The sequence below is a fragment of the Geodermatophilus sp. SYSU D01036 genome (assembly GCF_054050435.1).
Genome location: NZ_JBJGZJ010000004.1, coordinates 264,897 through 289,725 on the forward strand (window position 1 = coordinate 264,897; position 24,829 = coordinate 289,725).

The 24,829-nt window shown below is 78.0% G+C and carries 24 protein-coding genes; 11 read left to right on the forward strand and 13 right to left on the reverse strand.

The window, feature by feature from the left end; all coding sequences use genetic code 11:
- Positions 1-27: 27 nt before the first annotated feature.
- The 3 genes from ACI8AR_RS07355 to ACI8AR_RS07365 form a co-directional block, all read right to left on the reverse strand.
- The gene (locus ACI8AR_RS07355) at positions 28-1,140 is read right to left on the reverse strand and encodes a CaiB/BaiF CoA transferase family protein (RefSeq protein WP_457050417.1); all 1,113 of its coding nucleotides are present in this window, start codon (positions 1,138-1,140) and stop codon (positions 28-30) included.
- Positions 1,137-1,784, reverse strand: coding sequence for a dienelactone hydrolase family protein (locus ACI8AR_RS07360; protein ID WP_457050418.1), 648 nt, complete (start codon positions 1,782-1,784; stop codon positions 1,137-1,139). The genes ACI8AR_RS07355 and ACI8AR_RS07360 overlap by 4 nt, the downstream gene beginning before the upstream one ends.
- A 112-nt stretch (positions 1,785-1,896) precedes the next feature.
- The gene (locus ACI8AR_RS07365; protein WP_457050419.1) at positions 1,897-2,397 is read right to left on the reverse strand and encodes a winged helix-turn-helix transcriptional regulator; all 501 of its coding nucleotides are present in this window, start codon (positions 2,395-2,397) and stop codon (positions 1,897-1,899) included.
- A gap of 194 nt (positions 2,398-2,591) precedes the next feature.
- Here ACI8AR_RS07365 and ACI8AR_RS07370 point away from each other — a divergent pair, with 194 nt between their 5' ends.
- On the forward strand, positions 2,592-2,735 hold the full coding sequence (locus ACI8AR_RS07370; RefSeq protein ID WP_387993827.1) for a hypothetical protein: 144 nt from the start codon (positions 2,592-2,594) through the stop codon (positions 2,733-2,735).
- A 181-nt stretch (positions 2,736-2,916) separates the two neighbouring features.
- Positions 2,917-4,158 (forward strand): pre-mycofactocin synthase MftD, encoded by a 1,242-nt coding sequence (gene mftD, locus ACI8AR_RS07375; RefSeq protein WP_457050420.1) that lies wholly within the window; start codon positions 2,917-2,919, stop codon positions 4,156-4,158.
- A gap of 44 nt (positions 4,159-4,202) precedes the next feature.
- Here the strand turns inward: mftD and ACI8AR_RS07380 are convergent, their stop codons facing one another.
- Complete coding sequence (locus tag ACI8AR_RS07380; RefSeq protein WP_457050421.1) at positions 4,203-4,904, reverse strand: hemerythrin domain-containing protein; 702 nt, start codon at positions 4,902-4,904, stop codon at positions 4,203-4,205.
- Between the two features lie 210 nt (positions 4,905-5,114).
- On the opposite strand from ACI8AR_RS07380, the gene ACI8AR_RS07385 reads away from it, so the two are divergent.
- Entirely contained in the window at positions 5,115-8,420 is a 3,306-nt protein-coding gene (locus ACI8AR_RS07385; protein ID WP_457050422.1) for a BTAD domain-containing putative transcriptional regulator, read from the forward strand.
- Positions 8,421-8,511: 91 nt separating this feature from the next.
- On the opposite strand, the gene ACI8AR_RS07390 is transcribed toward ACI8AR_RS07385, so the two are convergent.
- On the reverse strand, positions 8,512-9,219 hold the full coding sequence (locus tag ACI8AR_RS07390; RefSeq protein WP_457050423.1) for a hemerythrin domain-containing protein: 708 nt from the start codon (positions 9,217-9,219) through the stop codon (positions 8,512-8,514).
- Positions 9,220-9,342: 123 nt separating this feature from the next.
- Here ACI8AR_RS07390 and ACI8AR_RS07395 point away from each other — a divergent pair, with 123 nt between their 5' ends.
- Together ACI8AR_RS07395 and ACI8AR_RS07400 are read left to right on the forward strand one after the other, a co-directional pair.
- Complete coding sequence (locus ACI8AR_RS07395; protein ID WP_457050424.1) at positions 9,343-10,371, forward strand: LLM class flavin-dependent oxidoreductase; 1,029 nt, start codon at positions 9,343-9,345, stop codon at positions 10,369-10,371.
- Between the two features lie 38 nt (positions 10,372-10,409).
- Positions 10,410-12,062: a Na+/H+ antiporter gene (locus tag ACI8AR_RS07400; RefSeq protein ID WP_457050425.1), complete on the forward strand. Its 1,653-nt coding sequence runs from the start codon at positions 10,410-10,412 to the stop codon at positions 12,060-12,062.
- Between the two features lie 3 nt (positions 12,063-12,065).
- On the opposite strand, the gene ACI8AR_RS07405 is transcribed toward ACI8AR_RS07400, so the two are convergent.
- The 4 genes from ACI8AR_RS07405 to ACI8AR_RS07420 all read right to left on the reverse strand — a co-directional run bounded on the left by ACI8AR_RS07405 (position 12,066) and on the right by ACI8AR_RS07420 (position 14,986).
- Positions 12,066-12,905, reverse strand: a complete 840-nt coding sequence (locus ACI8AR_RS07405; protein WP_457050426.1) for an SMP-30/gluconolactonase/LRE family protein — start codon at positions 12,903-12,905, stop codon at positions 12,066-12,068.
- A 31-nt stretch (positions 12,906-12,936) separates the two neighbouring features.
- Complete coding sequence (locus ACI8AR_RS07410; protein WP_457050427.1) at positions 12,937-13,458, reverse strand: pyridoxamine 5'-phosphate oxidase family protein; 522 nt, start codon at positions 13,456-13,458, stop codon at positions 12,937-12,939.
- Positions 13,459-13,502: 44 nt separating this feature from the next.
- On the reverse strand, positions 13,503-14,075 hold the full coding sequence (locus tag ACI8AR_RS07415; protein WP_457050428.1) for a class I SAM-dependent methyltransferase: 573 nt from the start codon (positions 14,073-14,075) through the stop codon (positions 13,503-13,505).
- Positions 14,076-14,149: 74 nt separating this feature from the next.
- Positions 14,150-14,986 (reverse strand): alpha/beta hydrolase, encoded by an 837-nt coding sequence (locus ACI8AR_RS07420; RefSeq protein ID WP_457050429.1) that lies wholly within the window; start codon positions 14,984-14,986, stop codon positions 14,150-14,152.
- 95 nt (positions 14,987-15,081) lie between these two features.
- Between ACI8AR_RS07420 and ACI8AR_RS07425 the strand changes: the two genes are divergently transcribed.
- Together ACI8AR_RS07425 and ACI8AR_RS07430 are read left to right on the forward strand one after the other, a co-directional pair.
- Positions 15,082-16,074, forward strand: coding sequence for an alpha/beta hydrolase (locus ACI8AR_RS07425; RefSeq protein WP_457050430.1), 993 nt, complete (start codon positions 15,082-15,084; stop codon positions 16,072-16,074).
- Positions 16,071-17,393 (forward strand): carboxylesterase family protein, encoded by a 1,323-nt coding sequence (locus tag ACI8AR_RS07430; protein ID WP_457050431.1) that lies wholly within the window; start codon positions 16,071-16,073, stop codon positions 17,391-17,393. Before ACI8AR_RS07425 ends, ACI8AR_RS07430 begins: the two co-directional genes overlap by 4 nt.
- 4 nt (positions 17,394-17,397) lie before the next feature.
- Here the strand turns inward: ACI8AR_RS07430 and ACI8AR_RS07435 are convergent, their stop codons facing one another.
- Complete coding sequence (locus tag ACI8AR_RS07435; protein ID WP_457050432.1) at positions 17,398-17,922, reverse strand: N-acetyltransferase family protein; 525 nt, start codon at positions 17,920-17,922, stop codon at positions 17,398-17,400.
- A gap of 26 nt (positions 17,923-17,948) precedes the next feature.
- The gene (locus ACI8AR_RS07440; protein WP_457050433.1) at positions 17,949-19,592 is read right to left on the reverse strand and encodes a diguanylate cyclase domain-containing protein; all 1,644 of its coding nucleotides are present in this window, start codon (positions 19,590-19,592) and stop codon (positions 17,949-17,951) included.
- Positions 19,593-19,776: 184 nt separating this feature from the next.
- Here ACI8AR_RS07440 and ACI8AR_RS07445 point away from each other — a divergent pair, with 184 nt between their 5' ends.
- The 4 genes from ACI8AR_RS07445 to ACI8AR_RS07460 all read left to right on the forward strand — a co-directional run bounded on the left by ACI8AR_RS07445 (position 19,777) and on the right by ACI8AR_RS07460 (position 22,666).
- The gene (locus ACI8AR_RS07445) at positions 19,777-20,532 is read left to right on the forward strand and encodes an ANTAR domain-containing protein (RefSeq protein WP_457050434.1); all 756 of its coding nucleotides are present in this window, start codon (positions 19,777-19,779) and stop codon (positions 20,530-20,532) included.
- Positions 20,529-21,308: an MEDS domain-containing protein gene (locus tag ACI8AR_RS07450; protein WP_457050435.1), complete on the forward strand. Its 780-nt coding sequence runs from the start codon at positions 20,529-20,531 to the stop codon at positions 21,306-21,308. Before ACI8AR_RS07445 ends, ACI8AR_RS07450 begins: the two co-directional genes overlap by 4 nt.
- Positions 21,305-22,231 carry a hypothetical protein gene (locus tag ACI8AR_RS07455; protein WP_457050436.1) on the forward strand — a complete coding sequence of 309 codons (927 nt, stop codon included), beginning with the start codon at positions 21,305-21,307 and terminating at the stop codon, positions 22,229-22,231. The genes ACI8AR_RS07450 and ACI8AR_RS07455 overlap by 4 nt, the downstream gene beginning before the upstream one ends.
- 66 nt (positions 22,232-22,297) lie before the next feature.
- The gene (locus tag ACI8AR_RS07460) at positions 22,298-22,666 is read left to right on the forward strand and encodes a hypothetical protein (protein ID WP_457050437.1); all 369 of its coding nucleotides are present in this window, start codon (positions 22,298-22,300) and stop codon (positions 22,664-22,666) included.
- 19 nt (positions 22,667-22,685) lie between these two features.
- On the opposite strand, the gene ACI8AR_RS07465 is transcribed toward ACI8AR_RS07460, so the two are convergent.
- Both ACI8AR_RS07465 and ACI8AR_RS07470 read right to left on the reverse strand, forming a co-directional pair.
- Positions 22,686-23,276, reverse strand: coding sequence for a hypothetical protein (locus ACI8AR_RS07465; RefSeq protein ID WP_457050438.1), 591 nt, complete (start codon positions 23,274-23,276; stop codon positions 22,686-22,688).
- A gap of 102 nt (positions 23,277-23,378) precedes the next feature.
- Positions 23,379-24,800, reverse strand: coding sequence for an NADP-dependent succinic semialdehyde dehydrogenase (locus ACI8AR_RS07470; RefSeq protein WP_457050439.1), 1,422 nt, complete (start codon positions 24,798-24,800; stop codon positions 23,379-23,381).
- Between the last annotated feature and the right edge of the window lie 29 nt (positions 24,801-24,829).

Below are 24,829 nucleotides of genomic sequence, written 5' to 3' on the forward strand. Positions count from 1 at the left end.
CGGCGCACCGCGGCTCGTGCGCTCCCGTCATCGGGGGCGCGACCACTCCTCCAGGACGGCGGCGGCGTCGGCCGGGCCGGGGCCCACCGGCGCGGCGGGGCCGGCCGGGGTGCGCGAGAAGCGCGGCGCGGGGGCGGCCTGCCGCACGCCGTCGACCTCGACGAGCGTGCCGCGGGCGGCCAGGTGCGGGTGCGCGGCCGCCTCCTCCGTCGTGAGCACCGGGGTGACGCAGGCGTCGGTGCCGTCGAAGACGCGCTCCCAGTGCTCCCGCGGGTGCGCGGCGAACGCGGCGGTGAACAGCTCGCGCAGCCGCGGCCAGCCGCGCGGGTCGGTCTGCGCGGGCAGGTCGTCGCCGGCCAGCCCGAGCCCCTCCAGCAGCGCCGCGTAGAACTGCGGCTCCAGCGCGCCGACGGCGACGAACCGGCCGTCGGCGCAGGCGTAGACGTCGTAGTAGGGCGCGCCGCCGTCGAGGACGTTGGTGCCCGGCCGGTCCGACCACAGCCCCATGCCGCGCATCGACCACAGCATCTGGGAGATCAGCGCGACGCCGTCGACCATGGCGGCGTCGACCACCTGGCCGCGGCCCGAGCGGGACCGCTCGTGCAGCGCGGCGAGGATGCCGACCAGCACCAGCATGGAGCCGCCGCCGTAGTCGGCGACCAGGTTCAGCGGCGGCCGCGGCACCTGCCCGGGCCGGCCGAGCGCGGCGAGCGTGCCGGTCAGCCCGAGGTAGTTGACGTCGTGGCCGACCCGGTCGGCCCACGGCCCGTCCTGGCCCCAGCCGGTCATCCGCGCGTAGACCAGCCCGGGGTTGCGCTCGAGGCACGCGTCCGGGCCGAGGCCCAGCCGCTCGGCGACGCCGGGGCGGAAGACGTCGAGGAACACGTCGGCGTGCCCGGCCAGCCCGAGCACGAGGTCGCGCCCCTCGGACCCCTTGACGTCGACGCCGAGCGAGCGCCGGCCGCGCATGACGACGTCGCGGGCGGCCCCGCCCAGCGACAGGCCGCCGGAGGGCCGCTCCACCCGGACGACGTCGGCGCCGAGGTCGGCCAGCACCATCGCGGCGTGCGGGCCGGGCCCGATCCCGCCGAGCTCGACGACCCGCAGGCCGGCCAGCGGGCCGCTCGCGCCCCCGCTCACGCCGCGGCCCGCAAGTGCCGGTCCAGGAAGCGCAGGATGCGCGCCCAGGCGTCCTCGGCCGAGGGGCCGTGGTAGCCGACGCCGAGCACCTTCTCCAGCGCCGTGAACGGCCCGGCGTTGTGCCGGTTGAGGAACGAGTGCCCGGCGTCCGGGTACTCCTCCACGTCGTGCTCGACGCCGAGGTCGGTGAGCACCCGGTCCAGCCGGCCGGCGGCGCCGCGCAGCGCCCGGTCGCGGCCGCCGAAGCTGGCCACCACCGGGCAGGCGCCCTTGAGCACGCTCTCGGCGTCCTTCGGCAGCGGGCCGTAGTTGGGCGCGGCGACGTCGAAGCCGCGGGTGGCGCCGAGCAGCGCGAACTTCCCGCCCATGCAGAACCCGAGGACGCCGATCCGGCCGGTGCAGTCGTCGCGGTCGGCGAGGAACCGGCGGGCGGCCTCGAGGTCACCGAAGGCCGGGCCCTCGCCGCGGTTCAGCGAGCGGAACGTCGAACGCAGGCAGCGCAGCGCGCCGCCGGCGGTGAACAGGTCGGGCGCGACGGCGAGGTACCCGGCCGCGGCCAGCCGGTCGGCCTGCTGGCGGACGTCGTCGGTGAGCCCGAAGACCTCGTGCACGACCACGACGCCGGGCCAGGGCCCCTCCCCCACCGGCGGCACGGCGAGGTGGGCGGACAGCTCCGGGGCGCTCGCGGCACCGGGGATGACGATGGTGGGCAGGGAGGCCTCCGGGGTCGCAGCGGCAGCGCAGGCGCCGCCGACGCTAGCCCGCGGGTGTGTCGGCCGTCTCACCGGCCCGTTCCCGGCGCACCGGGGTGGCGGTCACCTCGCGCGGGCCACCGACGTCGTGGCCCGCGGCGCAGCGCAGCCCGAGCGCCACCGGCGCGCCGCAGTCCCGGTGGGTGAGCGCCAGCGGCGGGACGCCGTCCTCCGCGAGCCACCGGTCGCCCCACTGCATCAGTGCCACCAGCGCCGGGTAGAGGTCGCGGCCGCGCTCGGTCAGCCGGTACTCGTGCCGCTGCCGCGCGCCCTCCTCCTGGTACGGGACGCGGGTGAGCAGGTCCTGGGCGACCAGCGAGTTGAGCCGGTCGGTGAGCACCGCCTTGGGCGCCCCGAGCGCGCGCTGCAGGTCGGCGAACCGGCGCACGCCGAGGAACGCCTCGCGCAGCACGAGCAGGCTCCACTTCTCGCCCACCAGGGCGAGGGTGCCGGCGACCGAGCAGCGCGCCCGGTCGTACCCGTCGGGAGGTGTGTCGGCAGTCACGGGTGCAGCGTAGGTCACGCTGGGTTCGCTTGACGAACCGTGGGCCGGGGAGGATGGTTGGAGATGCAGACCCAGCAGGTCGAGACGGTGGTCACAGTGATCGCCGCCGCACCTGCACGGGCCCGCCGGTGACGACCGGAGGTGGCCGCCGCCGTGGATCGACCGGTGGCACCCCGCCCCGAGGAGGAACCGACATGACCCGCCTGCGCACCGCCCTGGCCTCCGCCCGCAGCACCCGCGCCCGCCGCCGCGACGAGCGCGAGCTGCAGCGCGCCCTCGCCGCCGCCCCGACGCTCGAGTCGGCGCACGAGATCACCGCCGCGGCCGCCCGCTTCTGACCGCGGCACCCGCGCCGCCCTCGGCGCACCCCGGCGACAGCCCCGTGGCCCCTCGGCCGCGGGGCTGCTCCGTGCCGGGGCGCGACGGTCCCGCGGTATGGCCTGCGCCTCATCCGCGCCGCTAGGGTGGCACTGAGTGCCACCGGGGGTCGGTCCCGGGGACCGACCGGACGGAGACGAGATGGCCAACCCCTGGTTCGAGACCGTGGCCGAGGCGCAGCGGCGGGCGAAGCGGCGGCTGCCCAAGAGCGTGTACGGCGCGCTGGTGGCCGGCTCGGAGAAGGGCCTGACCGTCGACGACAACCTGCGCGCCTTCGACGAGCTGGGCTTCGCCCCGCACACCGCCGGCCTGTCCAACGAGCGCGACCTGGCCACCACGGTCATGGGCCAGGACGTCTCGATGCCGGTGCTGATCAGCCCCACCGGCGTGCAGGCGGTGCACCCCGACGGCGAGGTCGCCGTCGCCCGCGCCGCCGCCGCCCGGAACGTGGCGATGGGCCTGTCCTCGATGGCCAGCAAGCCGATGGAGGAGGTCATCGCCGCCAACCCGAAGACCTTCTTCCAGCTGTACTGGGTCGGCGACCGCGACACCATGGCCGCCAAGGTCGAGCGCGCCCGCCGCGCCGGCGCCGCCGGGCTCATCGCCACCCTGGACTGGTCGTTCTCCTACGGCCGCGACTGGGGCTCCCCGTTCATCCCGGAGAAGATCGACCTCCAGGCGGTCCGCCGCTACGCCCCGCAGGTCGCGCTGCGGCCGCGCTGGCTGTGGGGGTTCGCCAGGACGCGGAAGCTGCCCGACCTCCGCGTCCCCAACATGGTCGGCGACCCCGCCGAGACCCCGCCGACGTTCTTCGGCGCCTACGGCGCCTGGATGCAGTCGCCCATGCCGACCTGGGAGGACGTCGCCTGGCTCCGTGAGCTGTGGGGCGACGACCGGCCGTTCATGCTCAAGGGCGTCATGCGCGTCGACGACGCGAGGCGCGCCGTGGACGCCGGCGTCACCGCGATCTCGGTGTCCAACCACGGCGGCAACAACCTCGACGGCACCCCCGCCTCCATCCGCGCCCTGCCCGCCATCGCCGAGGCGGTCGGCGACCAGGTCGAGGTGCTGCTCGACGGCGGCATCCGCCGCGGCTCCGACGTCGCCAAGTCCCTCGCCCTGGGCGCCAGGGCCGTCATGATCGGCCGCGCCTACCTGTGGGGCCTGGCCGCCAACGGGCAGGCCGGGGTGGAGAACGTCCTGGACCTGCTGCGCGACGGCCTCGGCTCGGCGCTGACCGGCCTGGCCCGGGAGTCCGCCGCCGACCTGTCCCGCGACGACCTCGTCGTCCCGCCCGGTTTCGAGCGGCGCCTCGGCGTCGAGGGCGCCGACGCCCCGGTCGAGGTCGTGCCCACCCGCACCCGCCGCGCCCGCAGCGCCTGAACCCGCGGCCGGGGTCCCGTCGAGGGGCCCCGGCCGCGGTCGGCTCAGACCCCGGCGACGAGGTCGCGGCGGCGGGTCCAGCGGCGCTGCACCGCCGTCAGCAGCAGCCGCAGCGGCGCGGGCGCCCCGGCGAACAGCCGCGCCCGCTCCTCCGGCGTCCGGCAGGCGTCGACGATCCACGGCAGGACGAAGACCATGTGCCGCGGGCCGGTGCCCTTCCGGAAGCGGGTCTCCACCCGCGTGAAGTCCCCGGCCGAGACGAACCGGCGCACCACCGGGAACACCTCGCGCTCCTCCTCCTCGATGTGCTCGTCGAGCTCGTCGGCGAGCTCGGTGAGGACGGCGGCCAGCGGCCCGGCCTGCGCGGGACCGTCCTCGGCGAACCGGGCGAGCGCGGCCTGCGCGCGGTCCAGCACGCCCTGCAGCGCGGTGTGGTCGTCGGACAGCGGGCCCAGGTCCACGGAGTCCCCGGCCGAGGCCACGATGACCGGCCACAGGACGTCGTCCTCCCGGGAGTGGTGCACGTGCACCTCGTGCAGCACCGCCCCGGCGTGGCGGACGACGGCGCGCTGCCGCCCGGGCGGGCACGGCTCGCCGGCGGCGATGCGGGTGGCCGCGTCCGCCAGGAGCCGGCAACCCGACCGCAGCGCGCGGTGCACGAGGGAGAAGCCGAACAGGTCGGGCTCGGGCTCGCCGGGCCGGCGCGGGGTGACGGGGAACGGCAGGGCGGGAACGGTCGAGGTCATGCCGGCACCGTGACGGCGCGCGGTTGGCAGCGGCTTGCGAGCCGCTGGTCGGCGGCCCCCGGGACAGGACGACACACGACGTGACCCGGCCGTGACCGCTTCCGGTGGAACCTCCCCCGATCCCTCGGCGATCGGGCTCGCGCGCCATATGCTCGCGCCGCTATGGGGAGCGGGGGTGCCGGAACCGTCGGGTTCCGGGTGCTGGGCGACGTGGGTGCCGTGCGCGACGGCGCGCCGCTGGACCTGGGCGGCCGGCGGCAGCGCTCGGTCGTCGCCCGGCTGCTGGTCGCCGGCGGGCACGTGGTCCCCGCCGAGGTGCTGGTCGCCGACCTGTGGCGCGGCGCCTCCCCCGCCGACGCGCTGGGGACGCTGCAGGCCCACGTCAGCCACCTGCGCCGGGTGCTGGAGCCCGGCCGCGCCCCGCGCACGCCCGCCCGGCTGCTGGTCACCGTGCCGCCGGGCTACGCGCTGCGCCCGGCCGACGACGCCGTGGACGTGCTCGAGGCGGTCCGGCTGCTCGACGAGGGCGACCGGCTGGCCGCCACCGACCCCGCCGAGGCGCGCGCCCGGTACAGCGCCGCGATCGACCTGTGGCGCGGTCCCGCCTACGCCGAGTACCGCGACGAGCCCTGGGCCGGTCCCGAGGCCGCCCGGCTGGACGAGCTGCGGCTGACCGCGGTCGAGCGCCGGGCCGCCGTCGCCCTCGACGCCCCCGGCGGGCGGGACCCGCTCCCCCAGCTGCGCGCGCACGTCGCCGAGCACCCGCTGCGCGAGGAGGGCTGGCGCCTGCTCGCCCTCGGCCTGTACCGCGCCGGACGGCAGGGCGAGGCGCTGGCCGCGCTCCGCGAGGTCCGCACCCGGCTGGCCGACGAGCTCGGCGTCGACCCCGGCCCGGAGCTGCGGGCGCTGGAGGAGGCCGTCCTCGCCCAGTCCCCCTCGCTCCTGCCGGCGCGTGCGCCGGCACCGCCGGTCGGCCGCCCGGCGCCCTCCCCCGTGCCCGTCCCGGCCCCGGCTCCGGCCGCCCCCGCGCCGGACGTGCCCCGCCCGGTCGGCCGCGACGCCGAGCTGGCCGCGCTGTCCGCCGCGGCCGAGCGGGCGGCCGGCGGCCAGGTCGAGGTCGCCCTGCTCGCCGGCGAGGCCGGCAGCGGCAAGACCACCGTCCTCGACCACCTGCGCGCCGAGTACGCGGGCCGCGGCTGGACGACGCTGGCGGTGTCCTGCCCCGAGACCGACGGCGCCCCGCCCGGCTGGCCCTGGTCCGCGGCGCTGCGCGCGCTCGCCGCCGGGCACCCGCCCGCCGACCCGGCCCCGCTCGCCGCGCTGCTCACCGACGACGCCCCCGCCGCGCCCGGCGACCCGACCGGCAACCGGTTCCGGCTGCACCGCGCCGTCGCCGGCTGGCTGGCCGCCGTCGCCGCGCGGGCGCCGCTGCTGGTGACCGTCGACGACCTGCACCGCGCCGACCGGGAGACCACGGCGCTGCTGGTCGACCTGCTGCCCGCGCTGGCCGGGTGCCGCGTGCTCGTCGTCGCCGGGCACCGCCCGGAGGAGAGCGCCGGGCTGGCCGACGTGCTCGCCGCGCTCGCCCGCCGCTCCCCGGTCGGGCTCTCGCTGCGCGGGCTGGACGCCGCCGCCGTCGACGAGCTGGTCGAGGACTGGGCGCTCACCCCCGTCGACCGCCGCACCCGCGCCGCGATCACCGCCCGCGCCGACGGCAACCCGTTCTACGTCCGGGAGCTGCTGCGGCTGGTCGACGCCGGCGCCGACGTCGACGCCGTCCCCGGCACGGTCCGCGACGTCGTCCGCCACCGGCTGGCCGGCCTGCCCGCGCGCACCGGCACGCTGCTGCGGCTGGCCGCCGTCATCGGCCGCGACGTCGACGTCGAGGTGCTGCTCGCCGCCGCCGCGCCGGCCGGCGGCGACGAGGACGAGGAGGCCCTGGTCGAGGCGCTGGAGACGGCGCTGGTCACCGGCCTGCTGGTGGAACCCGGTCCCGGCCGGCTGCGGTTCGTGCACGCCCTGGTGCGCGACACCCTCTACGAGGACCTGTCCTCCCTGCGCCGCACCCGGCTGCACGGCCGGGTGACCGCCGTCCTCGAGCGGCTGCGCCCGGACGACGTCACCGCGCTCGCCCACCACGCCGCCGCCGCGGGCCCCGGCTCCGCCGCCGCGGCCGCGCGCTGGGCGCGGGCGGCCGCCGAGCTCGCCGGGCGGCGGTTCGCCCACGCCGACGCCGCCGTCATGTGGGGGCGCGCGGTCGAGGCGCACCGGCGGGCCGCGCCGGGCGACGCCGAGGGGCTCGCCTGGCTCCTGGGGGCGCAGGCGTACGCGTCGGCGCAGGCCGGGGCGGTCGGCGAGGCGCGCGCCCTGCGCAGCCGCGCGCTGGCGGTCCTGCCCGACGACGCCCCGGCGGGGCTGACCGCGGGGGTGCTGCTGTCGTCGGACGTGCCGACGTTCTGGAACGCCTGGGTCGACCCGGTCGACGACCGCTTCGTCGCGCGCACCGAGCGGGCGGTCGCCGGCCTGCCCCCGGGCAGCGCGCAGCGCGCCCGGCTGCTGGCGCTGCTGGCCCACGAGCTCGAGGAGCGCCACGACGAGCGGGCGGCCGGCGCCTCGGCCGAGGCGCTGGCCGAGGCCCGGCGCAGCGGCGACGCGGACGCGCTGGCGCACGCCCTGGCCGCGCGCCACTTCCACGCGATGCGCGACGTCGACCGCGGCGAGGCCCTGGCGCTGGGCGCCGAGCTGCTCGAGCTGGCGCAGCGCGAGCAGTGGGGGCTGTTCGAGGCCGTGGCGCGGCTGATGCTGCTGCAGGACACCTGCGCGGTGCTCGACCTGGAGGCCGCGGACGTGCACGCCGCGGAGGCCGAGCGGCTGGCCGCGGCCTACGGGCTGCTCCTGCTGCACGGCATCGCCCGCTGCTACGCCGGCATGCGCGCCGCCGTCGCGGGGCGGGTCGCCGAGGCCGAGGCGGTGTACGACGCCGCCGAGCAGGCCCTGCTCGAGGCGGGCTACTACCCCCAGGTCGCGCGGGCGCTGCGGCTGACCACGCAGCTCGGCCTGCAGCTCGGCAGCCCGGACGCGCAGCGGGTGGACCCGGACGAGATGGGTGCCCTGGTGCCCATGTCCCCCGAGATCTCGACCGAGACCTGGGCCCTGGCGCTGGTGCTCGACGGGCGGGCGGAGGAGGCGCGGGCCCGCTGCCCGCGCCACGACCGCGCCGCGCGCGACCTGTTCACGCCGTTCTTCGCGTTCGTCCGCGGCGAGGTCGGCCTGGCCCTGGGCGAGCCCGAGCGGATGGCCGAGGCCGAGGCGGAGCTGCTCCCCTACCGCGACACCGTGTGCGGGACGGAGACCGCGCTCATGGTCTTCGGCCCGACGGCGACGCTGCTGGCCCGGCTGGCCGCCGCGCGGGGCGACACCGCGGCCGCCGCGGCGCACCGCGAGGTCGCCATCGCCGTCGCCGAGCGCACCGGGCACCCCGGCTGGATCGCGGCCGCGAGGGCCGCTCCGGGCTGATCGGCAGCCGCGCAGCGACGTCCCGCTCATCGGCCGCCCTGCAGGGTCCCGGCGCGAGCGCGCGAGCGGCGCGGGGCAGGGGGTCCTTCGTCTAGCGCACGCCGGCGACGAGGTCGCGGCGGCGGCGCCAGCCCGGCTCGGCCGCGCGCAGCAGCACCCGCAGCGGCAGCGACGTCGCGCCGAGCAGCCCGGCGCGCTCGTCCGGGGTGCGGCAGGCGTCGGCGACCCACGGCAGCGCGAACGCCGCCGACCGCGGCCCCGAGCCGCGTGCGCACACGCCCTCGTAGCGGGCCAGGTCGCGCACCGACACGCACCGGCGGACCACCGGGAACACCTCGCGCTCCTCCTCCGCGACGTGCTCGTCGAGGGCGTCGGCCAGCTCCGCGAGGACGGCGGCCAGCGGCGCCGCGGCGTCGGGACCGGCGGCGGCGGCGAAGGCGGTGAGCGCCGCGTCGACCCGGCCCAGCACTGCCCGCAGCACGGCGTGGTCCTCGGTGAGCGGCTCCAGGTCGGCGGCGTGCGTCCCGGCGGAGGCGGCCACCACCGGCCACAGGACGGCGTCCTCCCGCGCGGTGTGCGCGCGCACCTCCCGCAGCACGCACCGGCCGAAGGCGACGACCGCCCGCTTCCGCTCCGCCGGCCAGACCGCCCCGGCGGCGGCCTCCGCCGCGACGCCGGCCAGCAGCCGGCAGCCGGCGCACAGCGCGCGGTGCGCCAGCGCCAGGCGGGTCACGTCGGCCTCGGGGTCGCCGGGCCGGCGGGGCGTGACGGGGAACGGCAGCGGTGCGGTCGCGGTCACGGGTGCCACCGTCGCCCGGCGCGGTTGCCGGTGACTTGCGTCCGACTACCACCGCAGCGGAAGCCCCCGGGACCGCCGGGCGTTGCAGCGGGCAACGAACCTCGTCGTCCCAGGAGCTCCCCCATGCGCATCCCGCTGTCCGTGCTCGACCTCGCCCCCGTCGCCCCCGGGGAGACCTACGGCAGCAGCATCGCCGGGAGCGTCGCGCTGGCGCAGCGGGCGGAGGAGGCCGGCTACCGCCGGGTCTGGTACGCCGAGCACCACAACATGCCGGCGATCGCGTCGTCGGCCACCAGCGTGCTCATCGCGCACGTCGGCGCGCACACCTCCACCATCCGGCTCGGCGCCGGCGGCGTCATGCTGCCCAACCACTCGCCGCTCACGATCGCCGAGCAGTTCGGCACGCTCGAGGCGATGTACCCCGGGCGCATCGACCTGGGCCTGGGCCGCGCGCCCGGCTCGGACCAGAACACCATGTACGCCCTGCGCCGCGACGCCGCCTCCGCCGAGCGCTTCCCCCAGGACGTGCTCGAGCTGCAGGGTTACCTGACCGGCGAGTCGCGGGTGCCCGGCGTGCAGGCCGTGCCCGGCCGCGGGTCGGACGTGCCGCTGTACGTGCTCGGCTCGTCGATGTTCGGCGCCGGCCTGGCCGCCGCGCTCGGCCTGCCCTACGCCTTCGCCTCGCACTTCGCGCCGCAGCTGCTGGAGCCCGCGGTGGCCGCCTACCGCCGCGACTTCCGCCCCTCGGCGCAGCTCGACGCCCCGTACGTGATCGCCGGGGTGAACGCCGTCGCCGCCGACACCACCGCGCAGGCGCAGGAGATGCTGCAGGCCACCCGCCGCCGGCTCGCCGTCGGCCTGTTCGGCCAGGGCCGCGACCTCGACGACGACGCCGCCGAGCTGCTGCTGTCCTCGGGCGCGGGCCGGCACGTGGACTCGATGCTCACGCACACCGCCGTCGGCACCCCGGCCGAGGTCCGCGAGCGGCTCACCGACTTCGCCCGGCTCGCCGACGCCGACGAGCTGATCGTCGCCCACCAGGCGCCCGGCACCGAGGCGCGGCTGCGCTCGGTGACGCTGACCGCCGAGGCGATGGCAGAAGGACCTCGTCCTCCCCGCGACGAGGCCGAGGAGCCCGTGCCCGCGCGCTGATCCGGCGGACCCGCCCCAGGCTCGGGGAGGATGACTCGGTGCACGCCGAGACCGTCCTCCTGCTCGTCCTGGCCGCGGTCGCGGTCATCGTGGCGGCCCGCTGGCTGGCCGGCCGCACCGGCATCCCGGCGGCCGCGCTGCTCACCGTGACCGGGCTGGTCTACGCGCTGCTGCCCGGCCCGAACCTCACGCTCGACCCCGAGATCGTCCTGACCGTCCTGCTCCCGCCGCTGCTCTACAGCGCCGCGCTGGACTCCTCGCTGATCGCGATCCGCGCCAACATGCGGACCGTCGTCGGCCTGTCGGTGCTGCTGGTGCTGGTCACCGCGCTGGTGATCGGCGCCGGGTTCGCACTGTGGGTCCCCGGGGCGACGCTCGCCGCCGGCATCGCCCTGGGCGCCGCCGTCGCCCCGCCGGACCCGGTGGCCGCGCTCGCCGTCGGCCGCCGGGTCGGGCTGCCCCCCCGGCTGGTCACGCTCATCCAGGGCGAGGGGCTGCTCAACGACGCGACCGCGCTGACCCTGCTCAGCGTCGCCGTCGCGGCCGCGGTCGGCGACGGCTTCTCCACCTGGTCGGCGCTGGGCCAGTTCGCGCTCGCCGCCGCCGGGGGCGTCGCCGCCGGACTGGTCGTCGCCTACGGCGTCCGGCCGCTGCGCCGGCTGCGCCGGGACCCGCTGGCGTCCAACGCGGTCTCGCTGGCGACGCCGTTCGTCGCCTACCTGCTGGCCGAGTCGGTGCACGTGTCCGGCGTGCTGGCCGTCGTCGTCGCCGGGCTGGTCATCGCGCACAACGCGCCGTACTGGCAGTCGGGCGCCACCCGGCTGCAGACCGACGCGGTGTGGAAGCTGGTGGACTTCCTGCTCGAGGGCGTCGTCTTCCTGCTCATCGGCCAGCAGCTGCCCGCCGTCATCCGCGGCCTGGGCCAGTACGCGCCCTCGACCGTCGTCGTCGCCTCGCTGATCACCGTGGGCGCGGTGCTGCTGGTCCGGCCGCTGTGGCTGTGGCTCACCGAGCACGCGCCGCAGGCGCTGCACATGCGGCTCAGCGGCGCTCCCGCCGCCGACGAGGACGACGACCCCTCGACCCCGCCTCGGCAGCTGTCCGGCCGGGAGATCGCCGTGCTGAGCTGGGCCGGCACCCGCGGCGTGATCAGCCTGGCCGCCGTCTTCACGATCCCGCTGACCACCGATGCCGGCGACCCGTTCCCCGACCGCGACCTGCTGCTGTTCTGCGCCTTCCTCGCCGTGCTGGTCACCCTCGTCGGCCAGGGCGCGACCTTCGCCCCGCTGGTGCGCCGGCTGCGGCTGCGGGCCGACGCCGCCGACGCCGCCCGGCTGCGCAACCAGGCGCGCGTCGCGGCGGTCGACGCGGGGCTCGCCCGGCTCGACGAGCTGCAGGCCGAGCGGCACGACCACGTCGACGACGCCGCGATCGAGTCGATCCGGGCGGCGCTGCGCACCCGGCGGAGCCGCTACGAGCGGCGGCTGGAGGTCCTCGTGGACGCCGAGGGCGAGGTGCCGATGTCGCCGGAGTACGAGGCGGCGCTGCGGGTGCGCCGGGCGGTCATCGACGCCGAGCGCGAGGAGCTGCTGCGCTGGCGCGACCTCGGCCGGCTGCCCGACGAGGGGCTGCGCACGCTGGAGCGGGAGCTGGACCACCAGGAGCACCTGCTCCCGGCCCGCCCGGCCTGACGGTCAGGGCCGGCCGGCGCGGGGGACGTCGACCCGGGCGACCTCGACCCGGCCGGCGCGCGGGCCGCCCTCGGCCCAGGTGGGCGCGGTGCAGACGAACAGCGTCCGCCCGTCGTCGCCGCCGAGCGTGCAGGCGTAGGACAGCGAGCCCGACCCGACGGGCACCCGGCCGGTCACCTCGCCGCCCTCCCGCACGCGCAGCACCTCGGCGGTGCGGGCGGTGGCGAACCAGACGTGCCCCTCGGCGTCGAGGCAGATGCCGTCGGGCGCCAGGCCCGGCGTCTCCGCGAACACCCGGCGGCCGGACAGCGAGCCGTCGCCGGCGACGTCGAAGGCGGTGAGCCGGGCGCCGTAGGTCTCGGCGACCACCAGCGTCCGGCCGTCGCCGGTGAGCGCCATGCCGTTGGGGAAGCGCAGGTCGTCCGCGACGACGGACGCGGTGCCGTCGGGGTCCACCCGCACCAGCCCGGTCGGCTCCACCGGCGCGCCCCCGACCAGGTCGAACCCGAAGCTGCTCACGTAGGCCCGGCCGGCCGCGTCGACGACCAGGTCGTTGGCGCGGGAGCGGGTCAGGCCGGCGAGGTCGGCGCGCACCACCGGCCGCCCGCCGGCGACCTCCAGCAGCGCCCGGCGGGTCATCGCGACGACGAGCAGCGTCCCCTCCGGCGTCCAGCCCAGCCCGGACGGCGCGTCGTCCAGGTCGAGGACCGTCGTCAGGACGCCGTCCGGGGTGAGCGTGCGCACCCGCCGGTCGTGGAAGTCGGAGAACCACAGCCGGCCGTCGTGCCAGCGCGGGCCCTCGGGGAAGCCGAGGTCGGAGGCCAGCGTCGTCGTCGCGTCCACGGCGGGCAGCGTAGGAGTGCGGCGCCCCGGCTCAGGGGCGGTACCGGGTCTGGCCGTGCGGCCCGCCGAACAGCAGCACCTTGTCCGGCGGGACCCGGTACACCCGCGCGCCGCCCCCGGTGGCCCCGCCGGAGGAGCTCAGCTCGACGAACTCGTCGCCGCGCACCGCGAAGTGCCAGTCCTCGCCGTACTTCGCGTACCAGGCGTCGGCCAGCGCCTGCAGCTCCCCGGGGTCGGTGACCCGCACCGCGACGCCCTCGACGACGACGTCGCGCCCGCCGTCCCAGCCGTGCGCGCCGGTGCTGCCGGTGGTCACGGCCACGTGCGGGTTGCCGTCGAGGTTGCGCGCCTTCTGCTCGTCGGCGCCGGTGCAGAAGGCGAACGCGCCGTCGTGCCAGACGCCGACGAGCGGGACGGCGTGCGGCCGGCCGTCCGCGCGGACGGTGGTGATCCAGTAGAGCTGGGCGTCGGCGAGCAGCCGCTCCACGTCGGCCCAGGGCGGTGCGGTCGCCGTGGCGTCGCCGTACCGGGGGTCGATCTGTCCGGTCGTCATGACCTGTGAGACCGGCGCGGGGCCGGCGGCTCATCGCCGCCGGGTCAGCCCCCGGCGGCGCCGGTGCAGCCGAAGAGGAACGCGGGCGGCACGTTCCACGGCGTCACCCGCGTCCGGACGTCGGCGAACCGGCGGCGCAGCTCGCCGAGCACCAGCGGCGAGTACTGGATGACGACCGCGGTGCCGCCCGGGCGCAGCGCCCGGGGCAGCTGGTCGAGCAGCCGGCGGCGCAGGCCCGCCTCGAGCGAGGTGAACGGCAGCATGGAGACGACGACGTCGGCGCGCCGGCCGTCGAGGAGGCCGTCGAGGTCCTCCGCGGAGCCGCACACGACCTGCAGCCGGGGGTCGTCGAGGCACTCGGCGAGCCGGCGGGCCAGCTGCGGGTCGATCTCCAGCGCGACCAGCCGGGCGCCCGCGCCGAGCCGGGCGAGGATCTCCCGGGTGGCCACCCCGGTGCCGGCCCCGAGCTCGACGACCAGGCCGGCGGCCGGGACGTCGGCGAGGTCGAGCATGGCGCGGACCGCCGTCCGGGACGTCGGGAGCACCGCCCCCACCTGACGCGGGTTGGTGACGAAGGCGCGCAGCAGCCGCACGCCGTCGCCGAGGGTCTGCGGCACGGGTCCCCCCCTCCGCCGCCCCGGTCGGCGCGGCTGACCGGACCCTGTCACGGATCGCCGCGCCCGACGACCGCTCAGCCGGCCCGGTGGGCGTCGAGCCAGGCGACGACGTCGTCGAGGACCTGCTCCTTCTCCGGCTCGTTGTGCGGCTCGTGGAACAACCCGTCGTAGGCGCGGTGGGTGAGGTCGGGCGAGCCCGCGTGCTCGCGGACCACCTCGCTGGCCACCGGCGCCACCAGCCGGTCGGCGGTGCCGTGGACGACCAGCAGCGGCAGCCGGAGCCCGCGCAGCCGGCCGGGCATCGCGGCGGCGGTCTGCATGAGCGCGGCGCCGGTGCGGGCCACCATCCTGCCGTTGTGGTTGAGCGGGTCGGCCCGGTAGGCGGCCACCACCTCGGGGTCGCGGCTGACCGCCTCGACGTCGAGGGTGAGCACGCCGAGGCCGGGCGCCAGCCGGGCCAGCAGCGGCGCCACCGCCCGCTGCACCGGGGTGGCGGCACTGGTGTCGAGCGCGGGCGCCGAGACGACCGCGCCGACGACGCGCGCGTCCGGCTCGCCGGTCAGGTACTGCAGCGCGATGAGCCCGCCGAGGCTGTGGCCGTAGACGAACACCGGGACGCCGGGGTGCCGGTCGGCGGCGGCGCGGACGGTCTGCGCCACGCCCTCGACGGTGCCCGCCATGCTCCCGATGTCGCCCCGCCGGCCGGGCGACCGGCCGTGGCCGGGGTGGTCGGGCGCGTAGGAGGCGTAGCCGCCGCGGCCGAGCCGCTCGGCCACGTGCGCGTACCGGCCGCCGTGCTCGTGCACGCCGTGCACGAGCACGACGACGCCGGCCGGGTCGGGGACGCTCCAGCCCTGCCAGTACTGCCCCGAGGGCAGCGTGCCCTCCCCGTGCCGCACCGCTGTGGTCACGCGTCCTCCCGATCCGTCGCCCGCGCCCGTCCCGGGCGCCGTCGCGCACCGTAGCCCCCGCGGCCGCGCGGGGGCCGACCGCTAGCGTCCGCCCGGTGACCGCCCGCCCCCGCCGCCTGACGCGCCTCGCCGCGCTCGGCCTCGCCGTCGCCCTCGCCCGCCGCGCCCGCACCGTCGCCGCCGTCCCGCCCGGGCTCCGCCGCCCGGACCTCTGGCCGCCGCTGTCGATCGGCTCGCGGGCCGAGCTGCGGATCGGGCGCCGGCTGTTCGGGTCCCGGGTCACCGAGCCGGTGGCCGGGGTGACCGTGACGGAGCACGACGTCCCCGGCGGGCAGGACGTGTTCGTGTACGAGCCGGCGCAGCGCACCGGCGGCGCGCTGCTGTGGGTGCACGGCGGGGGCACGGTCATCGGGCACCCCGAGAGCGACCACGACCTGTGCAGCCGGATGGCCCGCGACCTCAGCGTCGTCGTGGTCAGCGCCCGCTACCGGCTGGCCCCCGAGCACCCGTTCCCCGCCGCGCTCGACGACCTGCTGGCCGCGCTGTGCGAGCTGCACCGGCGGGCCGGGGAGCTGGGCGTGGACCCGGCGCGCGTCGCCGTCGGCGGGGCCAGCGCGGGCGGCGGGCTGGCCGCGGCGCTCGCGCAGCGGGCGCACGACGAGGGCGTGCCGGTCGCCTTCCAGCTGCTGGTCTACCCCATGCTCGACGACCGCACCGTGCTGCGCCGCAGCACTGCCGGCCGCGGCGAGCTCGTGTGGACGCCGCGGTCCAACCGCTGGGCGTGGACCGCCTACCTGGGGCACGCGCCGCGCGCCGACGAGCCCCGCCCCTACGCCGCACCGGCCCGCCGGCTGGACCTCGCCGGCCTGCCACCGGCGTGGATCGGCGTCGGCGACCTGGACCTGTTCCACGACGAGGACGTCGCCTACGCCCGGCGCCTGCAGGCGGCCGGCGTGCCGGTGCGGCTGCACGTCGAGCCGGGGATGTACCACGCCGCCGAGGTGGAGCTGCAGACCACGGTCGCCCCCATGCGGGCCTTCCAGCAGGCCGCGTTCGACGCCCTCGGCGCCGCGGTCGGCGCCGCGTGACCCAGCAGGACACCGCACCGCGGTTCGCGGCGCCCGCGGGGACGGTCACCGCCCGGCGGTCCGACGGCGTCGTGCGGGCCACCGGCATCCGGTACGCCCGGGCGGAGCGGTTCCGCCCGCCGGTGCCCGAGCCGCCGGCGGCCGGCGTCGTCGACGCGACGTCGTGGTCGCCGGCGTGCCCGCAGCCGCCGGCGCCGGAGCTCGAGCTCATGGTCACCGACCCCATGGGCGAGCTCGTCGCCGACGAGGACTGCCTGCGGCTGTCGGTGACCGTGCCGGAGGACGCCTCCCCCGGCGACGCCCTGCCGGTGATGGTGTGGGTGCACGGCGGCTCCTACGTCAGCGGCGCCGGCGACGCCCCCGCCTACGACCCGGCCGCGCTCGTGCGCGAGCAGCGGGTGGTCGTCGTCAGCGTCACCTACCGGCTCGGGCTGCTCGGCTTCCTCGGCGACGGGGACGGCCGGCCGGCCAACCTGGGCCTGCTCGACCTCGTCGCGGCGCTGCGCTGGGTGCGGGCGAACGCCGCGGCCTTCGGCGGCGACCCGGACGCGGTGACGCTGTTCGGCGAGTCCGCCGGCGGCGACGCGATCGCCCACCTGATGGCGGCCGACGGCGCCCGGGGGCTGTTCCGCCGCGCGGTCGTGTCCAGCGCCCCGCTGGGGCTGTCCCGCGGCCGGGCGCGGATGAGCGCCGCGATGGCCGCGGAGGCCCGGTCGCTGGACGCCGCCGCGCCGGTCGCGGAGGTCGTCGACGCGCAGGCGCGGGTGGCGGCGCGCGCCCGGCGGTACGGGCTGGTCGCCGCGATGCCGTTCGGCACCCAGTACGGCCTCCCGCCGCTGCCGGCCGAGGAGGCGGTCGAGGACGCGTGGGCGGAGGCGGCGCCGGAGGTCGACCTGCTGGTCGGCACCAACAGCCGCGAGGTGGCGCTGTTCGCCGCGCTGCTGCCGCCGGCCGCGCGGCTGGCGCGGGTGCCCGTCGTCGGCCGGCCGCTGGTGGAGGCGGTCGTGCGGGTGCTCACCCGCCGCATCTACGCCCGCGACGCCGCCCGGGCCGCCCGCCGGCACCGCGCGGCCGGCGGCCGGGCGGTGCACTACACGCTCTCGTACGGCACCGGCGCGCTCACCGGGGCGCACGCGATCGACCTGCCGCTGCTGTTCCCGCACCGACGCACGTGGGAGGCCTCGCCGCTGCTGGCCGGCGTCCCGTGGGACGACGTCGTCGCGGCCGGCCGGGAGGTGCGCCGGGTGTGGGCGCACTTCGCCCGCACCGGCGACGTGCCCGCCGGCCTGCCGCCGTTCCTGTCCGTGGACCGGGGCTGAGCGCTCAGCGCGGCTCGGCGGGGCGGCCGGACGGGCCGGGCCCGAGGTCGCGCTGCAGCCAGGCGACGTCGTGCCAGGCGCCGTCCTTCCAGCCGACCCGCCGGTAGGTGCCCACGGGCTCGAAGCCCAGCGCCCGGTGCAGGCCGAGGCTGGCGTCGTTGGGCAGCGCGACGCCGGCCAGCGCGACCCGGTACCCGCGGGCGGCCAGCCGGTCGAGCAGCGCCGTGTACAGCAGCCGCCCCGCGCCGGTGCGCCGCCGGCCGGGCTCGAGGTAGACGCCCACCGTGCACGACCAGCGGTATGCCTCGCGGGCCATGAAGGGCCCGCCGTACGCGTAGCCGCGCACCGCGCCGTCCGCCTCGAGCACCAGCCACGCGTGCCGCTCCTGCGCGGCGGCGATCCGGCGGGCCATCTCCGCCGCGGTCGGCGGCTCGGTCTCGAACGACACCGCGGTGCCGGTGACGTAGGGGGCGTAGACGTCCCGGCAGGCGGCGGCGTCGCCCGGGCCGGCGTCGCGGACGGAGGTCACGCCCGCGACGCTACGGCCGCCGGCCCTCAGGCCGGGGCGAGGACCGGGTCCTCCCGCCACAGCACGGGCTCGCCGCGGCGGTCCTGCTTGGACAGGTACATCGCCTGGTCGGCGCGCTTGGTCAGCGCCGCGGCGTCGAGCCCGGGCTCCCCGCAGGCCACGCCGAGGCTGGCCCGCAGCGGCACGGTGCCGGCGGTGATCTCGGCCGGGACCGCCAGCGCCGCCTGGATCCGGGCGCCGAGCGAGGCGGCCGCCGCGGGGCCGTCGACGCCGCGGCTGACGACGAGGAACTCGTCCCCGCCGATCCGCCCGACGATGTCGTCGCGGCGCAGCACGCCGGCCAGCCGCGCGGCCGTGGTCGCCAGCAGCTCGTCGCCGGCGTCGTGGCCGAGGGTGTCGTTGACCGGCTTGAAGTCGTCGAGGTCGACGAAGACCACCGCCGTCGCCCCCGCGTCCGGCCCGGCCAGCGCGGCCTCCAGGACGGCGATGGTGGAGGCGCGGTTGTGGCACCCGGTCAGCGCGTCGAAGGTCGCCTTGGCGGTGAGCTCCTCGCGCATGCGGGCGCTGTCGGTGACGTCGGAGACGCACACCAGCGCGCCGGGGGCGCCCTCGCGGTCGCTGAGCGCGACCAGGCTGACCGCGCACACCCGGGCCTCGCCGGCCGGGGTGCGGATGCCGACCTCGACCGCCGCGTCCACGCCGTCGCCGAGGACCCGCGCGAGCGCCGCCTCCAGCGCCGCCCGGCCGGTCTCGTCCACCCGCGCCGCGACGTCGTCCCAGCCGGTCACCGCGGGCACGCCCAGCAGCACCGGCAGCCGGGAGTTGGTGTGCACCACCTCCCGCTCGGGGGTCAGCTGCGCGATGCCCTGCGGCAGCGCCTCGGTCAGCCGGCGCAGCAGCCGCTCCTGCTGCTGCAGGGCCTCGTGCGCGGCCATCTCGTCGGAGACGTCGCTCATCTGCGTCACGACGACGGCGTCGGCGGGGTCGTCGGCCGCGACGTACTGGTTCTCCAGCTCCAGCCACGCCCACGTGCCGTCGGCGCGGCGGTGCCGCAGCCGCACCCGCTGGGCCTCCTGGCGGGACAGCAGCTCCAGCCAGTTGGCGATCGCCCGCTCCTGGTCGTCGGGGTGGACGAACTCCGAGGAGCGCTGGCCGACCATCTGCGCCGGCGTCCAGCCGAGCATCCGGGTGGTGCGCTCGTCGATCTCGGTGATCACCGCCAGCGACGTCTTGCGGACCGTCGCCGTGCGCGGCCGCCGCGACACCTCGAGCCCCGCCAGCGGCGCGGGCCCGCGGTCGCCGGCGGCCGCGTCGAGCACGTCGAGGGCGCCGAGCAGGACGCCGTGCTGCTCGCGCAGGTCGACGAAGGTGAGCGACAGCGGCACCGCCGGCTCGCCCCGGCCGTGGACCGTGGCCAGGCCGACGCCGTTGGTGCGGGCCCGCTCGAAGGCGGTGACGACGAACATCGCGTCGGCGGGGACGATCGCGTCGAGGAACGTGGTGCGGTCGGCCGGCGGGGTCATCACCCGCTCCGGCGGGACGCCGAGCGAGGCCGGCATCGGGACGAGCACGCCGTCGGAGGCGATCGCGGCCAGCACGGCGTCGGGCAGCCGGAGCAGCGAGGACAGGACGTCCGCGCGCTCGGCCGGCGTCCTCGGGGTGGCGGTCACGTCCTCCCATCGGCGCGGCCGGCCCGGTGCTTGAGCGGCCGGTGTGGTCCAACTCACCCTCCGGGGTCGGCCCTCGGCGTGTCGTCGGGCCGGGTGGCAGCATGGTCGTGAACGGGGCCCGCCGGTCGAGATGCCGGACGGCGGTGCACGCCGACTCCGGGCCCGCCCGGCTGGAGGTCTCGCGGTGCAGTCTGCGGCCAGTCCCACGACCACGACGAGGACCACGACCACGACTCCCCTGCACGCCCGCCTCGACCTCGCGGGCTGGCTGCTCGGCGCCGTCCGCGGCTGGCACGCCCGCGACGACGCCGGCCCGGCGGCGCGCGCGGTCGCCGACGACCTGGCCGCCGTCCTCCCCGAGGCGTGCAGCGTCGCGGTCACCCTGCTCGGCCCCGGGCGCTCCCCCGCGGCCCCGGTCGGCAGCGCCGGCCCGGCCGCCGGGCTCGACGCCGCCCAGCTCCGCCTGTCCGAGGGCCCGCTGTGCGCCGCGCTCGCCGGGACGCCGGCGGGCAGCGCCGACCTCGGCCGGGACCTGCGCTGGCCCGCGCTCGCCGACCGGGCCGCCGCCGCCGGCGTGCAGCGCGCCACCTGCCTGCCGCTGGACACCGGCAGCGAGGTCGTCGGGGCGCTCTCGGTGTACGTGGCCGGCCCCGGGCCGGGGCCCGACCGCGCGACGCTCACCCCGGTGGCCGGGCACGCCGCGCTGGCGCTGCGCACCGTGCGGCGGACCGTGCACCTGACCGTCGCGCTGGACAGCCGGGACGTCATCGGCCAGGCCAAGGGCGTGCTCATGGAGCGCTACCGGATCACCCCCGACGCCGCCTTCGGCATCCTCGTCCGCGCCTCGCAGGACACCGGCCGCAAGGTGCGCGACGTCGCCCGGCTGGTCACCGAGACCGGGGAGGCCCCGGTCGGCGCGCCCGCGGACGGCCCGCGGTGACCGGCGGCGCGCACGACTTCGTCGTCCTCGACAGCGAGGAGGCGCACGCGCAGGTCGTCGGCGACTTCGTCGCGGACGGGGTGCGCCGCGGCGAGTGCGTCCTGGTCACCGCCCTCGGCGAGCGCGAGGAGCGGCTCTGGGCCCGGCTGCGCCGCGCGGGCGTCGTCGGCGAGACCTGGGAGCCGGCCGCCACGACGGCGGTCCGGCTGGTGCCGCCGGACCCGGCCGAGCTGCCCGCGGCGGTCACCGGGGCGCTGTCCGAGGGGTGGCCCGCCGTCCGGTTCACCGGCGCGATCACGACCCCCGGCGTCAACGCGTTCGAGGCCGTCGTCGCCGAGCTGACCGCCCGGCACCCGCTCACCGTGCTGTGCCCCTACTTCCGCGACCTGCTCGAGCCCGGCCAGCACGCGGACCTCACCGCGCTGCACCGCGCGCAGGTCGACGCCACCGCGGAGTACGACGACGGCGTCTTCCGGCTGACCCGGCGCGGCGACCGGCTGCACCTCGCGGGCGAGCTGGACTCGGCCAACGCGGACGCGCTGCGCGCGGTGCTGCAGGCGACGCTGGCCGGGGGCGGCGCGTGGGACCTCAGCGACCTGCGCTTCCTCGACGTCGGCGCGGCCGACTCCCTCGTCGCGGCGGCCGCCGGCCCGCCCGGGCTGACCGTCGTCGGCGCCTCGCGGCTGACCGCCCGGCTGGTCCGCCTGCTGGCCGACCGCTACCCCGACCGCGCGGTGGAGCTGGTCGACGCGACCTCCGAGGGCGCCGGCCGGTGACGGAGCCGGACGCCGCACCGGTGCACCGGTGCGCGTTCCACGCGGGACGGGCGGAGGCCGGCGCGATCGCCGCGGACCTGTGCCGCCGCGCGCTGGCGGCCGGGCGGCCCGTGGTCGCCCACGTCGACGACGAGCTCCGGCGGGAGGTGGTGGCGCGGCTGCCCGCCGCCGGGGTCGCGTTCGCGCCGCACCGCGGCCTCGCCGAGCGGTCGCTGCGGTCCCTGCTCGACGAGTGGACCGGGCGGCGGCCGCCCGGCGGGGACGGCCCGGTCACCGTGCTGTGCCAGCAGGCGTTCCCCCTCGTCCCCGACGCCGGGCTGTGGCACCGGGCCGAGCACGCCACCACCGCGGCGGTCGCCGGCCACGGGCTCGCGGTCACCTGCCTGGTCGACACCGCCGGGGGCGGCCCGCCCGAGCGGCTCGCGGTCGCCCGCGCCACGCACCCGGTGCTGTGGTGGGACGGCGGGGACGTCGCCAACCCCGACCTGCGGCCGCCGGCCGGCCCGCCGGTCGGCGACGGCGTCCTCGTCGCCGACCGGCTGGTCGACCCGTCCGCGGGCACGGACAACCGCCGCTGGTGGGACGCCTGCCTGGCCGCCGCCGGGCTGGCCCGCACGCGGCGGGAGGAGCTGGTGCTCGTGCTGCACGAGGCGGTCGGCACCGCGGCCGTCCTCGACGGCGACCCGGCCGGCGCCCGGGGCGGCGTCCGGGTCACGGTGGTCCGGCACGGCGGCACGCTGACCGCCGAGGTCGCCGTCCGCTCCGGCTGCCCGCCGCTGGAGGCGCACGCGCTGCCCGCGGACCGCCGGCTGCTCATGCTGTGGCTGGCCGGGAAGGTCTCCCCCGCGGTGTCGTTGGGCGTGCGGCCCGACGGGACCGGCAGCCGCATCGTGGTCCGGGCGCTGGACCCCGACACCGCCTGACCGCTCCCCGGCGTGTCGCGCACCCCGCGGCGCCACCCCTCGTTGGTCACCGGGGGTGGTGGACCGATGACCGACAGCGGGGCGGACGAGGGCGCGGCGGTGGACGCGTGCGTGGTGGACCCGCGCCGCCCGGCGCAGGCGCGGGCCTGGGTGCGCGCGGCGGCCGCGGCGCGCGGCTGGCCGCCGGACGTCGTCGACGAGGTGCTGCTGCTCCTGTCGGAGGTGCTGGTCGCCGACGCGGTGGCGCCCGGCCCGCGGCCGGTGCGCCTGCTCGACGGCGGACCGGGCCTGGAGGTGCGCGTGGCCGGCCGGCTGCCCGGGGACGCCGGCCGGCTCGCCCTCGCCGCGTCCGCGGCCACCGCGGTGCGCGTCGAGGCCATGGACGGCGGCTGGGTGCGCCTGACGGCGGGACCGGGCGGCCCGGCCCCGGCCTGAGCCGGGGCCGGGCGCGGCGTCAGGTCGGGAGCAGCCGCCCCAGGACGCCCTTGACCGTGGGGCCCACCCGGTAGGACTGCACCAGCCAGGCGTTGCAGGTGATCACCGCGCCGGCCAGCGCCGGGACGGCGGCCTGGGTGAACCGCTGCCGGGCCTGCCACTTCCGGATCTCCGGCGGGGTGCCCTCGGAGGGCAGGGTGGCGTCCTTCACCTCCAGCCCGCCGCCGGCGGCCGCCTGCTCGGCCAACTGGCCGATCTTCCTGCCGGTGTACGCGGCGTAGGCGGTGGCGCCCGCGCCCGCGACGGTGAGCGCGGCCTTGAGCGTCCCCACCGTCCCGTACCCCTGCTGCAGGGCCAGCCGCTGGGTGTTCGACCGGGTCAGCTGCAGCCCGGTCACGAGGGTGGCCGCGATCCCGCCCCACTGCGCCGGCGCGAACCGGCCCCACGCTGAGCTCGCCACGCGGACCTTGTCGAGGCCCGCGGTCAGGTCGCTGCCGGACTTGTTGACGCCGGCGATGCCCATCACCGAGCCGCCGAACCACAGGGCGGTGCCGAGGTCGTGCACCGCCTGGGTCAGGAAGCGGTCGTCCGGGCTGGTGGTCGTCCTCACGAGAGCTCCCGTCCGGGTGCCGCGCACCCGCTGGACCGTCCGCCCGGGTCCCCGCTGCTGAGGGGGCGGACGTCCGGGGCGGCTACCCGCGCCACGCCGGGGTCACTCCGACGCGCTGGCCGTGTCCCCCTGCGCCTGCTCGCTGCTGGACGGGCCGATCCACACCGTCTTGGCGTTGGTGAACTCGTACATGCCGAGCTCGGTGAGCTCGCGGCCGTAGCCGCTCTGCTTGACCCCGCCGAACGGCAGCTCGGGGTAGCTGGTGACCATCCCGTTGACGAACGCCATGCCGCTCTCGACGTCGCGGATGAACGTGGCCCGCTCCTGCTCGTCCTCGCTCCACAGGTTGGCGCCGAGGCCGTAGGGGTGGCTGTTGGCGATCTCGATGGCCTCCTCGAGGCCGTCGACGGTCCACAGCGCGGCGACCGGGCCGAAGACCTCCTCGGCGTAGAGGTCCATCTCCGGCGTGATGCCGGTGAGCAGCGTCGGCTCGTAGAACCAGCCGGGGCGGTCGGGCCGCTTCCCGCCGACGACGACGGTCGCGCCCTTGTCGACGGCGTCCTGCACGTACCGCTCGACGTCCTCGCGACCGGACTCGGTGGCCAGCGGGCCGACCTGGGTGCCGTCCTCCATCGGGTCCCCGACGGCGAGGGCGGCCATCTTCTCGCCGAACAGCCGGGTGAACTCCTCGGCGACGTCGGCGTGCACGAAGAACCGCTTGGCCGCGATGCAGCTCTGCCCGTTGTTCTGGCAGCGCGCGGTGACCGCGACCTCGGCGGCGCGGCCGAGGTCGGCCGAGGGCATGACGATGAACGGGTCGCTGCCGCCGAGCTCGAGCACCGTCTTCTTCAGGGCGTCCCCGGCGATCGAGGCCACCGACTGCCCGGCGGGGGCGCTGCCGGTGAGCGTGGCGGCGGCGACGCGGTCGTCGCGCAGGACCCGCTCGATGGTGGAGGAGCCGATCAGCAGGGTCTGGAAAACGTCGGCGGGGAAGCCGGCCTTCCGGAACAGCTCCTCCATGTACAGCGCGGTCTGCGGCACGTTGCTGGCGTGCTTGAGCAGCCCGACGTTGCCGGCCATGAGCGCCGGCGCGGCGAAGCGCATCGCCTGCCAGAGCGGGAAGTTCCACGGCATGATCGCCAGCACGACGCCGATCGGCTGGTGCACCAGGTAGGCCTGCTCGGCCCCGACGGCGCCGGCGTCGGCGGGCTTCGGCTCGAGCATCGCCGGGCCGTTCTCGGCGTAGTACCGCAGCGCCTTGGCGCACTTGGCGACCTCGGCCTTCGCCGCGGCCAGCGTCTTGCCCATCTCGGTGACCATGAGCTCGGCGACCTGGGCGGCGTCGCCGTCGAGGACGTCGGCTGCTGCTCGCAGCCAGCCCGCCCGCTCCTCGGGACTCGTCAGCCGGTAGCTGCGGAAGGCGGCCGCGGCGCGGCCGATCCTCTCGTCGAGGGCCTCGTCCGACAGCGGCTCGTAGGTCTTGAGCGTCTCGCCGGTGGCCGGGTTGATGGTGGCGATGGCCATGTCGGTCCCTCCCTCGTCGGCGCGCGGGG